Raw genomic sequence first — 13,938 nt, 5'->3', positions numbered from 1 at the left:
CAATTAAAGATGAAAATGCAGTGACCGCGATTATAGGATAAAACGGCTCAGATCTTCATCTGCGACCAATGCATCCAGATGTTTACTCACGTATTCCGCATCAATTGTGATGCTCTGGCCATTGAGATCGCTGGCGTCGTAGGAGATATCTTCCATCAGGCGCTCGAGAACGGTATGCAGACGACGCGCACCAATGTTTTCGGTGGTTTCGTTGACCTGCCATGCCGCCTCGGCAATGCGCTTGATGCCGGACTCGGTGAACTCAATGTTCACCCCTTCGGTGGCCATCAGCGCTTTGTACTGCACGGTCACGGAGGCGTTTGGTTCGGTCAGAATACGCTCGAAGTCCTGGGTGGTCAGCGCTTTCAGCTCAACGCGAATCGGTAGACGGCCCTGCAGTTCAGGGATCAGATCTGACGGGCTTGCCACCTGGAACGCGCCGGAAGCGATAAACAGGATATGGTCGGTTTTGACCATGCCGTGTTTGGTGGAGACGGTGCAGCCTTCAACCAGCGGCAGCAGATCGCGCTGAACGCCTTCACGAGAAACGTCCGGGCCGGAGGAGTTACCGCCGCGCTTACAGATTTTGTCTATTTCGTCGATGAACACGATGCCGTGCTGCTCAACCGCGTCAATGGCGTCCTGTTTCAGCTCTTCCGGGTTGACCAGCTTCGCCGCTTCTTCTTCAATCAACAGCTTCATCGCATCTTTGATTTTCAGCTTACGCGGTTTCTGCTTCTGGCCGCCCAGGTTCTGGAACATGGACTGCAGCTGGCTGGTCATCTCTTCCATACCCGGAGGCGCCATGATTTCTACGCCCATCGGCGCAGCGGCGAGATCGATTTCAATCTCTTTGTCGTCAAGTTGGCCTTCACGCAGCTTCTTGCGGAATGCCTGACGCGCTGCCGACGGTTCAGACTGCTGCTCAGCCTGGCCCCAGTTATTTTTTGCCGGCGGGATCAGCACGTCGAGAATTCGCTCTTCCGCCATCTCTTCCGCACGGTAGCGGTTTTTTTCGATCGACTGTACGCGCACCATCTTGATCGCCGAATCGGTCAGATCGCGGATGATGGAGTCAACTTCTTTACCCACATAGCCCACTTCGGTGAACTTGGTGGCTTCAACTTTGATGAACGGCGCGTTGGCGAGCTTGGCCAGACGACGGGCGATTTCGGTTTTACCGACGCCGGTTGGGCCGATCATCAGAATGTTTTTCGGCGTGACTTCGTGGCGCAGCTCTTCATCCAGCTGCATACGACGCCAGCGGTTACGTAAGGCAATCGCGACGGAGCGCTTCGCGGCGTCCTGGCCGATGATGTGTTTGTCCAGTTCGCTGACAATTTCGCGTGGGGTCATTTCAGACATGGGAGATCCTTACGCCTTAGACGGTAATTCTTCAATGGTGTGGTTGTGGTTGGTATAAATGCAGATATCACCTGCAATATCCAACGCTTTCACCGCGATATCACGCGCGTTCATATCGGTATTTTCCAACAGCGCACGGGCCGCGGCCTGGGCATAGGGGCCGCCAGAGCCAATGGCAATCAGGTCGTTTTCCGGCTGAATAACGTCACCGTTACCGGTGATGATCAGCGAAGCGGTTTCATCGGCCACGGCCAGCAGCGCTTCGAGTTTGCGCAGCATACGGTCGGTACGCCAGTCTTTCGCCAGCTCCACGGCGGCTTTAACCAGGTGACCCTGGTGCATTTCCAGTTTACGTTCAAACAGTTCGAACAGCGTGAAGGCGTCCGCAGTACCGCCCGCAAAACCGGCGATCACTTTGTCGTTGTACAGACGGCGAACTTTTTTCACGTTGCCTTTCATGACGGTATTGCCCAGCGTGGCCTGACCATCCCCGGCAATGACGACGTTGCCGTTACGGCGAACACTTACTATTGTTGTCACGAGCAGACCCCTTTACCAATACGGATAGAGTGGCCCCGTACCGCGTACGGGGCAGAATGTAAGTATAGATGGGGGGGGTTTTTGGGGGTTTCAACCCCCTGAAGCGAGCCTGATGCAGTTTCCGTGACCCGCCATCTTCAAACGGGCGATGGTGCTGTCGGCGTTATCCTTACCTTTCACCGGGCCGATGACCACGCGGTTCCAGCCGTTGTTGGTGGTGATCTTCGAGTCGAAGCCTTCAAACGCCAGCTGAGCGCGGACGGTTTCCGCCTGTTCGGCACCTTTGAAGGAACCACACTGAACCATCCAGCGGCGTTCATCTTTTTTCTCGGTCGCCTTCGGCGGCGTCGTTTCATGCGTTACCGGTGCAGCGGCCTGGGTTTTAGGCTGTGAAGCCGTGTGGGCCGGTGTTTGCAGCAGATCCTGGTACGGCGAGTTCGACGCAACGGCTTTCGGCTGCTGCTGAGTCTGCGTTTGACGTGGCTGCTGCGCCGGCTGCGTGGTGCGGGTTTGCGGTGCCTGTACCGGCTGCGTTTGCGTCCACTGCTGCTGTTGTGACTGCTGCTGCGCTTGCTGGGCAAGACGCTGGCGTTGCAGCGTTTGCTGGCGCTGCGCTGGCGTCTGCTCGTTCCACGGCACTTCGGTTAGCTGCGTGGGCTGCTGACGCATATCCGCCTGCATTTGTGCCAGCAGCTGGCGCTGTTCGTCGGTAAGCTGATTCGGGTTGATGACTTCCCCGCCCGCGGACGGTTCCGTTGGCGCACGTACGCCCGGCTGGCGGCTTTCCAGCTCTTTAATATAGCGCCAGCGTTCTTCCGGCTTCGGCGGCAGGCCGTTACCGGTCATCTGGCGGCTTTGCAGGGATTCGGCGTCTTCTTTTTTATGATGCGTGATGAAGTACAAACCGCCGATAAAAGCGACCACTACCGCGGCAGCAATTGCCACCATGGCAGGAGAGACTGCCGGAAAGTTACTCTGCTTTTTCCGTGTATTCCGTGAAGCGCTGTTCTTGCGCCGCGAAGGTGCCTGCTGGCCGCGGCGTACATAGTCTCGTTGTGCCACTATCGTTTCGCTGTCTTTTTCCGTTAGTTAGCCCGACATGTTACTTAAGCGACGGGGCTTTGACCAGACAAGCAAGTCCTAAAGCGCCCGGCTTTACATCAAATTTTGCTTGTACTGCCGCGAACGATCAGTTCGCAGTCGAGTAGACGGGAACCACTATCAACAAACTGCCCGCTGAGCTGGTTTAGCAGTAGCAGCATGGCTTCACGGCCAATATCAAAACGCGGTTGAGAGACGGTGGTTAACGGTGGGTCGCAGAATTCGGCCAGCGAAATGTTATCGAAGCCGATAATGGACAGATCGTCCGGCACTTTCAGACCCTGGCGTTTGGCCCAGGAGAGCGCGCCCAGCGCCATAATATCGCTGTGACAGAATACGGCCGTCGGCGGCTTGGGCAGTGCCAGCAGCTGTTCCAACGCGCTGGCGCCCGCTTCGTAGGTGAAGTTGCCGCGGGCAATGTAGTGAGGGTCAACGGTAATCCCGCTGCGGCGCAGCGCCTGAACGTATCCCTGCAGGCGGTAGTGGCATAGCGGCATCTCTTCCGGCCCGGCGATACAGCCGATGCGCTGATGGCCCAGCTCGTGAAGATAGTTAACGGCGTCGAAGGCGGCAGTGAGGTTGTCGATGTGGACCGTCGGTAGGCCCAGCTCCGGGGCGAATTCGTTGGCCATCACCATCGGCGGCAGGTTGCGCTGCTCTTCAATGCTGGCGTCGAACGGCAAACGGGAGCCGAGCAGCAGCATGCCGTCAATTTGTTTGGTGATGATTAAATCGATGAAGGTTTTTTCCTGCTGATTCTGATGCGCACAGTCGCCAATCAGCACCAGATAGCCTTGCGCCGCCGCTGTCACCTCGATCCCGCGGATCACTTCGCTAAAGAAGGGATCGCAGATATCCGGAACAATCACCAGGATGGTGCGCGACTCATTACGCTTCATGTTGCGGCCCTGCATTTGCGGAAGATACCCGACCTCCAGCGCCGCCTGCTCCACGCGATTACGGGTAGCCTGCGAAACCTTCTCAGGGTTCATCAATGCACGGGATACGGTTGCCGTAGAGACATTAGCCTGTAGGGCGACATCTTTCATGGTTGCGGCAACAACCGGTTTTTTAGCCTTCACCTGATTCTCTCCTCACTGACTGGCGCAGGCACGTCCTTTGTGGCCTGACATCTGACACACTTTTATCAGATAGTTAGGGGGATCTGTTACAGAATTTTCATCAAAAGTGTGATGATTGTTTGATTTCACGATCCCGCTCGCAACTCTGAATTAACCTTCTATCGGGTCAACGTCGAGAACCCACTTCACTTTGCGGGATTCCGGGAGCGTGTTGATGAGCGCCAGCGTGCCGGTAACGATATGTTGCAGACGTACGCGAGAGGGGTGTTGCAGGAGAATCTGCCAGCGATAGCGGCCGCCACGTTTGGGTGCCAGCGCAGGAACCGGGCCGAGCACCCACAGCTTATCGTCCGCCAGCGGGCTGGCCTGTATCAGGTTACGTAGCTGCTGCAGGAATACCGGCGCCTGCTGATTGTTATGATCTTCCGCGCGAATCAGGACGTGGCTGGTGTATGGCGGCAACTGCATCGTCTGGCGTTCGGCCAGCGCCTGTTCGGCGAAGGCGTTGTAGCCTTTATACAGCAGCGTTTGCAGCAGCGGGTGCTCGGGATGGTGAGTTTGCAGCACCACCTCACCCTGCTTGCCCGCGCGTCCGGCGCGGCCAGAGACCTGGGTATACAGCTGGGCAAAGCGTTCCGCCGAGCGGAAATCGGCGGAGAAAAGCGCGCCGTCGACGTCCAGCAGTGCGACCAGCGTGACGTCAGGGAAATGGTGCCCTTTCGCCAGCATCTGGGTGCCGATCAAAATACGTGCGCCGCCGCGGTGCACTTCAGCAAGGTGTTGCTCAAGCGCCCCTTTACGGCTGGTGGTGTCGCGGTCGATACGCGACAACGGAACGCCGGGGAACATTGGTGCCAGTACCTGTTCCAGTTGTTCCGTTCCCAGCCCGACCGGTACCAGGTGCGTTGAGCCGCAGGAGGGGCACTGGCGCGGAATAGGCCGCTGGCTGTCGCAGTGGTGACAACGCAGATGGTGCTGCGACTGGTGCAGCGTGTAGTAGCTGTCGCAGCGCGGGCATTCGGCAATCCAGCCGCAGTCATGGCACAGTAGCGTGGGGGCAAAACCGCGGCGGTTGAGGAATAAAATCACCTGATTATCGGCCTGCAAATGCTGGCGCATGCGGTTGATCAGGGCAGGGGAGAGCCCGGCCTGCAGCTGTTGGCCTTTGAGGTCGAGGACGTGCTGAGTGGCCGGCCGCGCGTTGCCCGCGCGGCGGGTTAAGCGCAGTAGACGGTATTTATGCTGGCGAACGTTGAGCAGGGTCTCCAGCGCGGGCGTGGCCGAGCCGAGGATAATCGGGATTTGCTCGCTGTGGGCGCGCCATACGGCGAGGTCACGGGCATGATAACGCCAGCCTTCCTGCTGCTTGTATGAGCTATCGTGCTCCTCATCAATGACGATCACGCCGAGATTTTTGAATGGCGTAAAGAGAGAGGAACGGGTGCCGATGACGATCGCCGCCTCGCCGCTTTTCGCCTTCAGCCAGGCGGCCAGCCGCTCGCTGTCGTTGAGCGCCGAGTGCAGGACTTCCACCGGAGCGTTAAAACGCTCGCGAAAGCGGGCGATGGTCTGCGGCGTCAGGCCGATTTCCGGCACCATGACCAGCGCCTGCTTGCCTTTGGCCAACACGTTTTCCAGCACGCTAAGGTAGACTTCGGTTTTCCCCGAGCCGGTGACGCCTTCCAGCAGCCACGCGGAAAATTCGTCGGAGGCGCTGTGAATCGCGCCAACCGCGGTGGCCTGCTCGGTATTCAAGCGTAGGCGTTCGCCGGGAACGGAATAAGCGGAGCGCCAGTCGATAATTTCCGGTGCCAGGCTACCCAGCTCGCACAGCCCTTTGGTACGCAGCGCCTGCATCGCGCTTTCATTAAATTCCAGCTCTGCCACCTGGTGACGCCAGATTTTTCCCTGACGCAGGGCCGCCAGCGCCTGTTGCTGCTTTGGTGAGCGCTTCAGGCTATTAATATCCACCGCCTGCCCCTGCTCGGTGGCAAACCAGAACCACTGTGGTGCGGCGCTGGCCGGTTTTCCCTGGCGTAACATAATGGGCAGGGCGTGGAACAGAACGTCGCCAATCGGATGATGATAGTACTCCGCGGCCCACAGCAGCAGACGCCACACCGAGGTTGAGAAAATCGATTCGCCGTCCAGCACGTCGATCACCGCTTTGAGCTCATTGCGCGGCAGTTCGCTGCTTTCGTTGACCGACACCACAATCCCCACGCGCTCTTGTTTACCAAACGGCACGCGCACGCGGCAGCCCGCTTTGGCGCTGAGGTTGTCAGGCAGCAGGTAGTCGAACGTGCGGGGCAGTGGAACAGGCAGGGCAACGTGAGCAACGGGCATGTTTTCTTCCTGACTTGAAATCTGGCGAGACAGTATACACATTGTAGGGGTGCGGATCAGTTTGCATCTGCTGGTCAAATTCTGTATGATTCGCCGCCTTTGGTGCATTTTGGCATCAGGAACATATAGACAAAATCATTCGAGCGGCATCAAGGCGGCAAGAGAGTGAATCCTCAGGAGCTTACATCAGTAAGTGACTGGGGTGAACGAACGCAGCCAACGCCGAGGCGGCTTGAATGATGCAGTATATATACTATCAACATCGCGTGGTGTCTGGCGTTAGGGCTGGAAGAGCGACGCGGCCTTAACCGAGGTTTTCCCATGAAAAAAGATATTCACCCGAAATACGAAGAAATTACTGCAACTTGTTCTTGCGGTAACGTCATGCAGATCCGCTCTACCGTCGGTCACGACCTGAACCTGGACGTGTGCGGTAAATGCCACCCGTTCTATACTGGCAAGCAGCGTGATGTTGCTACCGGTGGCCGTGTTGACCGCTTCAACAAGCGTTTCAGCATTCCAGGCAGCAAGTAAGTTGCCTGGCAGAAAAAAGCGCCTCAGGGCGCTTTTTTTGTCTCTGAATTTCGTCAGTCGCAAATATTTTTGTGATGCGCATCACAAAAATATTGCACCACAGCGCGGATAAGCTTATTATTTGCCCATCAAACGACCACAAAATTACTATGGGTAAAGGTGTGACTATGCTGACTGCAATCAAAAACGTTTTTGTTTCCTACCTGATCTCAATGTCTGAGCTGCATCCGGAAGTAACACGGTTCTAACGCGCTGAAAAAATTCAAAAAAACCGCCGAACGGCGGTTTTTTTATATCGATTCTCCGGGTAGCCACGGGCTGGAAACGCGAACCGTCTCGCGATGTTTGTCGCCATTGATGATATGCAGCGCGCTGAGTCGGCCAATCTCGTAGTGCGGTAACTGCACCGTCGACAGCGGCGGCAGGAACAGATCGCCAATGCCCACCATATTGTCGTAACCCAATACCGCGACGTCCTGCGGGATCTTCAACCCTTGTGCCAGCAGCGTCTGGTAAACCATAAACGCGATGCGATCGTTACCGCAAATTACCGAATCAAACTGGGGTTTACCCTGCTTGATATGCGCCAGAACTCTGGCTGGCATATCGCGATAGTGCGCATCGCCGTACTCCATGTAGTAATGCGTCAGCGTATCAGGGTTTATACCCGCTTCCCGACAGGCGCGCTCCAGACCTTGTCGGCGGCGTACGGTAGCCAGATGATTTTCCGGCAGATGTAGGCACAGCGGGCGGGTATAACCTGCCGCCAGCAGCCCCTTCACCGCTTCATATTGCCCCTGCTCATCGTCCGGAATAAAGCTGGCGACCGGAGCGTTCAGGCTTTCACAGTTTGCCAGCACGCACGGCAGAGTGAGCAGTTTGGCGGGAATGGGCACCTGACGCAGGCCCATGGTGGTGTAAATAATGCCGCCTGGACGGTGAGAGAGCAGCAGGTCGACAATCGCCTCCGGGCTATCGTCAGAAAACATATTCACCACGAAACTGTTCCAGCCGTGTGCGCGCGCGGTCTCTTCAATCGACAGCGTGATCTCAACCGAAAAGGGCGTGGTGACCGTATCCAGTGCCAGTACGCCGATGGTTTTCGGCGTATCGTGCGCGCCACGAATACGTTTGGCGGAGAGATCGGGGACATAGTTCGTTTGGGCAATAGCGGATTGTACGCGAGCCAGCGTTTCCGGCTTGAGCCGCTCCGGGCTGTTCAGGGCGCGAGAAACCGTCATCAGGGAGACGTTTGCCAGCTTCGCTACATCTTTTAAAGATGCCATATTTCAGACTCCACGATTGCAACACAACCACTAACTTACTGATGTAAAAGGATAGCGCGTTATTCTAGCGTACTCTACTTCCCCGTTACGGCAGGAAATAGTTGATCATGATCTTATTTTTATAATGTTAACGTTAACTTTTGTGATTAACATCGGATATCGCAGCAAAATGACATGAGAATCTCTTTTTGTTAACGTTACCATTATGGCGTTAACCCACGATGAGATTGCTATGATGAAAGAACATCACTCCAGCAGTTACTTGTTACTTAGCGCCTTGCTGTTTTTCTTTTTTGTCACCTGGTCCTCTTCAGGTTCGCTGCTTTCTATCTGGCTGCACCAGGAGGTGGGGCTACAGCCAGGCGATACGGGCATTATCTTCTCCGTTCTGTCGGTTTCCGCGCTGTTTGCGCAGATCTGCTACGGTTTTATTCAGGACAAGCTGGGCCTACGTAAACACCTACTCTGGTATATCACCGTACTGCTCATTCTCTCCGGCCCGGCATATTTGCTCTTTGGCTACCTTCTGAAAATCAACATCTTGATTGGCAGCCTTTTTGGCGGCCTCTACATTGGGCTGACCTTTAACGGCGGGATCGGTGTACTGGAATCTTACACTGAGCGCGTGGCGCGCCAGACGCATTTCGAGTTTGGCAAAGCGCGGATGTGGGGATCGCTGGGATGGGCCGTCGCCACCTTCTTTGCCGGACTGCTATTTAACATCAACCCGCAGCTTAACTTTGCGGTGGCAAGCTGCTCGGGGCTGGTCTTTTTCTTCCTGCTGGTTCGTCTATCAGTACCGGGTGATACGCAGGCGCTTTCAACAGAGGGTGAGAAGAGCAACATTAAGCTGGAAGACGCCCTGCGTCTGCTGACGCTACCGCGCTTCTGGGCTCTGGTCTTTTTCGTGGTCGGAACCTGCATTTATGGCGTCTACGATCAGCAGTTCCCGGTCTACTTCTCCTCACAGTTCCCGACGCTGCAGGAAGGGAACGCCATGTACGGCTACCTGAACTCGTTCCAGGTGTTCCTTGAAGCGGCAGGGATGTTCTGCGCGCCGTGGCTGGTTAATCGCATTGGCGCGAAAAACGGGCTGATTTTTGCAGGGATGATCATGGCCTTGCGCATGGTGTCTTCCGGGCTGGTTGAAGGACCGTTGCTGATCTCCATCACCAAGTTGCTGCATGGCGTAGAGCTGCCGGTGCTGCTGGTCTCCATCTTTAAATACAACAGCGCCAACTTTGATAAACGCCTCTCCTCCACGCTGTATCTGGTGGGATTTGCCTGCACCAGCTCGGTTATCGCCACCGTACTGTCACCGCTTGCGGGCTATAGCTATGAAAAATATGGCTTTGCCGAATCCTACCTGTTTATGGGAGCGCTGGTGTTCTGCACCACCTTCATTTCCATCTTCCTATTACGCGCCAGCAAACCGGCTTCCGAGCCGCTGCTGACAAAATCTTCTGCTGTCTGAACAAGAGTGAAGAATATGACATTTTCAATTGCCGATGCTGAACAGGAACTCCAGAAACGCAGCGCCACGCTGAATCTGCGCTGGTATCCGCGCTATCACCTTGCCGCGCGCGCCGGGTGGATGAATGACCCTAACGGACTGGTGTGGTTCGACGGCTGGTACCATGCGTTTTATCAGCATCATCCCTACTCAACCCAGTGGGGGCCAATGCACTGGGGGCATGCGCGGAGTAAAGACCTGGTGCATTGGGAGCATCTGCCGGTGGCGCTGGCGCCGGAAGGCCCGGAAGATAAGGACGGATGTTTCTCCGGCTCGGCGGTGGTGGACGGCGATACGCTGGCGCTGATCTACACCGGGCATAAGTTTCATGGCGATCCGGGCAATGACGATAATCTCTACCAGGTGCAGTGTCTGGCGACCAGCCGCGACGGGATTCATTTTGAACGTCAGGGGCAGATTATTGATACGCCTGCGGGCCTGCATCACTTCCGCGATCCGAAAGTCTGGCGTGAAGGCGATACCTGGTACCTGATTGTCGGTTCGCGGGTTGGCGATACCGGACAGGTGCGCCTGTACAGCTCTGCCGATCTCCGTCAGTGGCAAGAAGAAGGCATTCTGGGCGAGGCGCAGGAAGGAATGGGCTATATGTGGGAATGCCCGGACTTCTTCATGCTCAACGGGAAGCGGATACTGATGTTTTCACCGCAGGGGCTGGCGGCGGAAGGTTATCGTCACCGCAATTTGTTCCAGAGCGGCTACATGATTGGCGACTGGCTGCCGGGACAGCAGTTTGTCGCCCAAAGCGAGTTTATCGAACTGGATCACGGCCACGACTTTTATGCCCCGCAGAGTTTCCTGACGCCGGATGGTCGCCGCATCGTGATCGGCTGGCTGGATATGTGGGAGTCGCCGATGCCGGAACAGCAGGATGGCTGGGCGGGGATGCTCTCTCTGCCGCGTGAAATTCGCCTTGGCGCAGATAACCGCCTGCAGATGGTACCCGCCGAAGAGGTCGCGACGCTGCGCGGCAGCTATTACCCGCTGCTGGCGCAGCAGTTGCACAATCAACGTTCACACATCGTGGATGAAGCTGAGGCGATTGAGCTGGAACTGGTGTGGTCGATGAAAAACGCGACGGCGGAAAGCTACGGCCTCGCGTTAGGCGATGGCCTGCGGATCGCCGTTGATACTCAGGCACAGCGGCTGACGCTGGAGCGCCGTTATCCGCAATTCGCGCTGGAAGGTACGCGCAGCGTTGCGTTACCGGCGGGCGATCGCCTGTCGCTGCGGATATTTATCGATCGTTCCTCCGTGGAAGTTTTCGTGAATGACGGTGAGGCCTGTTTAAGTAGCCGGATTTATCCGCTGGAAGGGCAGCGTGAATTGATGCTGTTCGCCAGCAATGGTCGAGCCACGCTGCACAGCGGCGGCTACTGGCCTTTAGATAAATAACCGGAGGACGAAGCATGATGAATATCTGGGCGCTAGGCGATGCGGTGGCCGACCTGCTTCCCATTGGCGACAGGCGCTATGAAGCCTGCCCTGGCGGCGCGCCGGTAAACGTCGCGGCGGGAGCCGCGCGATTAGGTTGCCGCAGCGGTTTTATTGGGCGGGTGGGTGACGATCCTTTCGGCCATCTCTTGCAGCAGACGCTGCGGGAGTACGGCGTCAACACGCAGGCGATGGAGCTGGACTGCCAGCACCGAACCAGCACCGTGGTGGTGTCGCTCGGTAAAGGCGGCGAACGGGATTTCACCTTCCTGGTGAATCCCTCCGCCGATCAGTTCTTGTCGGCGCAGGCGCTCCCTGAGTTTGACGCGGATATCCTGCACTTTTGCTCGCTGGCGCTGGTGGCGCCGGCCTGCCGCGATACGCTGGCGCAGGCAATGACGCGTATTAAACAGCAGGGTGGCCTGCTGAGTTTTGACGTCAATCTGCGCGAACAAATGTGGCCTGACCCCGAAAGCATGCTGGAAACCGTGCGCCACTTTGCCCGCCAGGCCGATATCCTGAAGCTCTCGGAAGAGGAGTGGTACTGGTTAACCCAATCCCAGAGCTTTGCCGAAGCCATTGCTGGGCTTGAGGCCTATCCGGCGGCGCTCAAAGTGGTGACCTATGGCGCGCAAGGGGCGATGGTCCTGTACCAGGGAAACGTTGTGCACTTCAGCGGTTATGTCGTTGACAGTGTTGATACGACAGGGGCGGGTGATGCTTTTATGGCGGGCTTGCTCGCCAGCATTGCACAGCAAGGGATGCCTGACGATATCACGCAGCTACATGGTGCGATGGCGCAGGCCAGCGCCTGTGGCGCATTGGCGACAACGCAGAAAGGGGCGCTCTCGGCGATTCCCGACCGCGAGGCGGTGGCACAGTTTATTGCCGCGCGACCATGGCCGGAGTACGAGGTGAAGTAACGCTCGCGGACAATAAAGAAGCCGGGAAACGTCAACGTTTCCCGGCTTCTTCAGCAACTCAATATTCCCACGTCTCCGGGTCAATCCCCAGCTCACGCATAATTTCTTTTGCCGCTTCCGGAATTTCATCGCTGCGCTCTTTACGTAGGTCTTCGTCGTTTGGCAACGGTTGACCGGTAAAAGCATGCAGGAACGCTTCACACAGCAGTTCGCTGTTGGTGGCGTGACGCAGGTTGTTCACCTGACGACGCGTGCGTTCATCGGTGAGGATCTTCAACACCTTCAGAGGAATGGAAACCGTAATTTTTTTTACTTGCTCACTCTTCTTACCGTGCTCAGCGTATGGGCTGATATATTCGCCGCTCCATTCAGCCATGAGATACCTTTAATCCTCTAGTCATTAGTTAACAGGCCGGTTCAGGGCCATGATCGCGCGTAGTGTACCGTAGTGGCCTTGCGCTGACACGCGCTTCGCCTTCGCAGATGTGCGCTAATGCATATAATTTTAACGGCTATTTGCCAATAGCTCAATCTATACGCAAAGAGGTTTAGATGTCTAGATGTATTGACGGCTATGTCAACAATGTTTACTCTGGGGTCTGACTTTTCACAGACCTTGCCAGGAACGAATCCTCATGACCCGTAAACAGGCCACCATCGCAGTGCGTAGCGGATTAAATGACGACGAGCAGTATGGTTGTGTTGTCCCGCCGATTCATCTTTCCAGTACCTATAACTTTACCGGTTTTAACGAACCGCGTGCGCATGACTACTCGCGTCGCGGTAACCCGACGCGTGACGTCGTGCAGCGCGCGCTGGCTGAACTGGAAGGCGGCGCGGGCGCCGTGATGACCAATACGGGTATGTCGGCGATTCACCTGGTGACCACCGTCTTCCTGAAACCTGGCGATCTGCTGGTGGCGCCGCACGACTGCTACGGCGGCAGCTACCGCCTGTTTGATAGCCTGGCAAAACGCGGCTGCTATCGCGTGCTGTTTGTCGATCAGGGCAATGATGAAGCCTTAAAAGCGGCGCTGGCGGAAAAACCGAAGCTGGTGCTGGTCGAAAGCCCGAGCAACCCACTGCTGCGCGTGGTCGATATTGCGAAAATCTGCCAGCTGGCACGTGAGGCGGGCGCGGTGAGCGTGGTGGATAACACCTTCTTAAGCCCGGCGCTGCAAAACCCGCTGGCGCTTGGCGCCGATCTGGTGCTGCACTCCTGCACCAAATACCTCAACGGCCATTCCGACGTGGTGGCGGGCGTGGTGATTGCTAAAGATCCGGATACCGTCACAGAACTGGCATGGTGGGCGAATAATATCGGCGTCACCGGCAGCGCGTTCGACAGCTATCTGTTGCTGCGCGGCCTGCGCACGCTCTCTCCACGTATGGAAGTGGCGCAGCGTAACGCCTATGCGATTGTCGATTTCCTGAAAACCCAACCGCTGGTGAAAAAGCTGTATCATCCTTCTCTGCCGGAAAACCAGGGCCACGAAATTGCCGCGCGCCAGCAGAAAGGGTTTGGCGCGATGCTCAGCTTCGAGCTAAACGGCGACGAGCAAACGCTGCGCCGCTTCCTGAGCGGGCTGTCGTTGTTCACCCTGGCGGAATCGCTGGGCGGAGTAGAGAGCCTGATCTCGCATGCGGCGACCATGACCCATGCGGGCATGGCGCCGGAAGCGCGCGCCGCTGCGGGAATTTCTGAGACGCTATTACGCATCTCAACCGGTATTGAAGATAGCGAAGACTTAATTGCCGATCTGGAAAATGGATTCCGGGTCGCAGCACAGGGGTAA

Annotated in this window: 12 protein-coding genes and 1 pseudogene; 6 read left to right on the top strand and 7 right to left on the bottom strand. The window is 56.7% G+C overall.

All coding sequences use genetic code 11. The annotated features are described in order from the left end of the window. Window positions 1-30: 30 nt before the first annotated feature. The 5 genes from hslU to priA all read right to left on the bottom strand — a co-directional run bounded on the left by hslU (window position 31) and on the right by priA (window position 6,434). Window positions 31-1,365, bottom strand: a complete 1,335-nt coding sequence (gene hslU / locus ABTW00_RS22960; protein ID WP_065357286.1) for an HslU--HslV peptidase ATPase subunit — start codon at window positions 1,363-1,365, stop codon at window positions 31-33. 9 nt (window positions 1,366-1,374) lie between these two features. After that, complete coding sequence (gene hslV / locus ABTW00_RS22955) at window positions 1,375-1,905, bottom strand: ATP-dependent protease subunit HslV (RefSeq protein ID WP_064540381.1); 531 nt, start codon at window positions 1,903-1,905, stop codon at window positions 1,375-1,377. A gap of 90 nt (window positions 1,906-1,995) precedes the next feature. Then, window positions 1,996-2,967: a cell division protein FtsN gene (gene ftsN, locus ABTW00_RS22950; RefSeq protein ID WP_074398698.1), complete on the bottom strand. Its 972-nt coding sequence runs from the start codon at window positions 2,965-2,967 to the stop codon at window positions 1,996-1,998. 98 nt (window positions 2,968-3,065) lie between these two features. Then, the gene (gene cytR, locus ABTW00_RS22945) at window positions 3,066-4,088 is read right to left on the bottom strand and encodes a DNA-binding transcriptional regulator CytR (protein ID WP_064540376.1); all 1,023 of its coding nucleotides are present in this window, start codon (window positions 4,086-4,088) and stop codon (window positions 3,066-3,068) included. A gap of 150 nt (window positions 4,089-4,238) precedes the next feature. Continuing rightward, complete coding sequence (gene priA / locus ABTW00_RS22940; protein WP_433637814.1) at window positions 4,239-6,434, bottom strand: primosomal protein N'; 2,196 nt, start codon at window positions 6,432-6,434, stop codon at window positions 4,239-4,241. Window positions 6,435-6,755: 321 nt separating this feature from the next. Here priA and rpmE point away from each other — a divergent pair, with 321 nt between their 5' ends. Further along, window positions 6,756-6,968, top strand: coding sequence for a 50S ribosomal protein L31 (gene rpmE / locus ABTW00_RS22935; RefSeq protein WP_035892364.1), 213 nt, complete (start codon window positions 6,756-6,758; stop codon window positions 6,966-6,968). A 290-nt stretch (window positions 6,969-7,258) separates the two neighbouring features. On the opposite strand, the gene ABTW00_RS22930 is transcribed toward rpmE, so the two are convergent. After that, window positions 7,259-8,254 (bottom strand): LacI family DNA-binding transcriptional regulator, encoded by a 996-nt coding sequence (locus ABTW00_RS22930; RefSeq protein ID WP_065357284.1) that lies wholly within the window; start codon window positions 8,252-8,254, stop codon window positions 7,259-7,261. A 97-nt stretch (window positions 8,255-8,351) separates the two neighbouring features. Between ABTW00_RS22930 and ABTW00_RS22925 the strand changes: the two are divergent. The 4 genes and pseudogenes from ABTW00_RS22925 to ABTW00_RS22910 all read left to right on the top strand — a co-directional run. After that, window positions 8,352-8,429 (top strand): annotated as a pseudogene (locus ABTW00_RS22925) (hypothetical protein); the annotation flags it as partial. 57 nt (window positions 8,430-8,486) lie between these two features. Continuing rightward, window positions 8,487-9,728 carry an MFS transporter gene (locus tag ABTW00_RS22920; RefSeq protein WP_064540532.1) on the top strand — a complete coding sequence of 414 codons (1,242 nt, stop codon included), beginning with the start codon at window positions 8,487-8,489 and terminating at the stop codon, window positions 9,726-9,728. Between the two features lie 15 nt (window positions 9,729-9,743). Next, window positions 9,744-11,180: a glycoside hydrolase family 32 protein gene (locus ABTW00_RS22915; protein ID WP_433637808.1), complete on the top strand. Its 1,437-nt coding sequence runs from the start codon at window positions 9,744-9,746 to the stop codon at window positions 11,178-11,180. 17 nt (window positions 11,181-11,197) lie between these two features. Continuing rightward, the gene (locus ABTW00_RS22910) at window positions 11,198-12,142 is read left to right on the top strand and encodes an aminoimidazole riboside kinase (RefSeq protein WP_433641118.1); all 945 of its coding nucleotides are present in this window, start codon (window positions 11,198-11,200) and stop codon (window positions 12,140-12,142) included. 58 nt (window positions 12,143-12,200) lie between these two features. On the opposite strand, the gene metJ is transcribed toward ABTW00_RS22910, so the two are convergent. Continuing rightward, window positions 12,201-12,518: a met regulon transcriptional regulator MetJ gene (gene metJ / locus ABTW00_RS22905; RefSeq protein ID WP_012907792.1), complete on the bottom strand. Its 318-nt coding sequence runs from the start codon at window positions 12,516-12,518 to the stop codon at window positions 12,201-12,203. 259 nt (window positions 12,519-12,777) lie between these two features. On the opposite strand from metJ, the gene metB reads away from it, so the two are divergent. Next, a complete protein-coding gene (gene metB, locus ABTW00_RS22900; RefSeq protein WP_064540359.1) occupies window positions 12,778-13,938 on the top strand; it encodes a cystathionine gamma-synthase in 1,161 nt (386 codons plus the stop codon).

The organism is Kluyvera georgiana (assembly GCF_050990895.1).
Taxonomy (GTDB): domain Bacteria; phylum Pseudomonadota; class Gammaproteobacteria; order Enterobacterales; family Enterobacteriaceae; genus Kluyvera; species Kluyvera georgiana.
This window is presented reverse-complemented; position numbering and strand designations above follow the sequence as displayed.

Bases quoted from the DNA above. Each gene is read 5' to 3' on its own strand.
- priA (WP_433637814.1), bottom strand. From the start codon at position 6,434: ATGCCCGTTGCTCACGTTGCCCTGCCTGTTCCACTGCCCCGCACGTTC.
- metB (WP_064540359.1), top strand. From the start codon at position 12,778: ATGACCCGTAAACAGGCCACCATCGCAGTGCGTAGCGGATTAAATGAC.
- ABTW00_RS22915 (WP_433637808.1), top strand. From the start codon at position 9,744: ATGACATTTTCAATTGCCGATGCTGAACAGGAACTCCAGAAACGCAGC.
- ABTW00_RS22910 (WP_433641118.1), top strand. From the start codon at position 11,198: ATGAATATCTGGGCGCTAGGCGATGCGGTGGCCGACCTGCTTCCCATT.
- metJ (WP_012907792.1), bottom strand. From the start codon at position 12,518: ATGGCTGAATGGAGCGGCGAATATATCAGCCCATACGCTGAGCACGGT.
- rpmE (WP_035892364.1), top strand. From the start codon at position 6,756: ATGAAAAAAGATATTCACCCGAAATACGAAGAAATTACTGCAACTTGT.
- ABTW00_RS22920 (WP_064540532.1), top strand. From the start codon at position 8,487: ATGATGAAAGAACATCACTCCAGCAGTTACTTGTTACTTAGCGCCTTG.
- hslU (WP_065357286.1), bottom strand. From the start codon at position 1,365: ATGTCTGAAATGACCCCACGCGAAATTGTCAGCGAACTGGACAAACAC.
- ABTW00_RS22930 (WP_065357284.1), bottom strand. From the start codon at position 8,254: ATGGCATCTTTAAAAGATGTAGCGAAGCTGGCAAACGTCTCCCTGATG.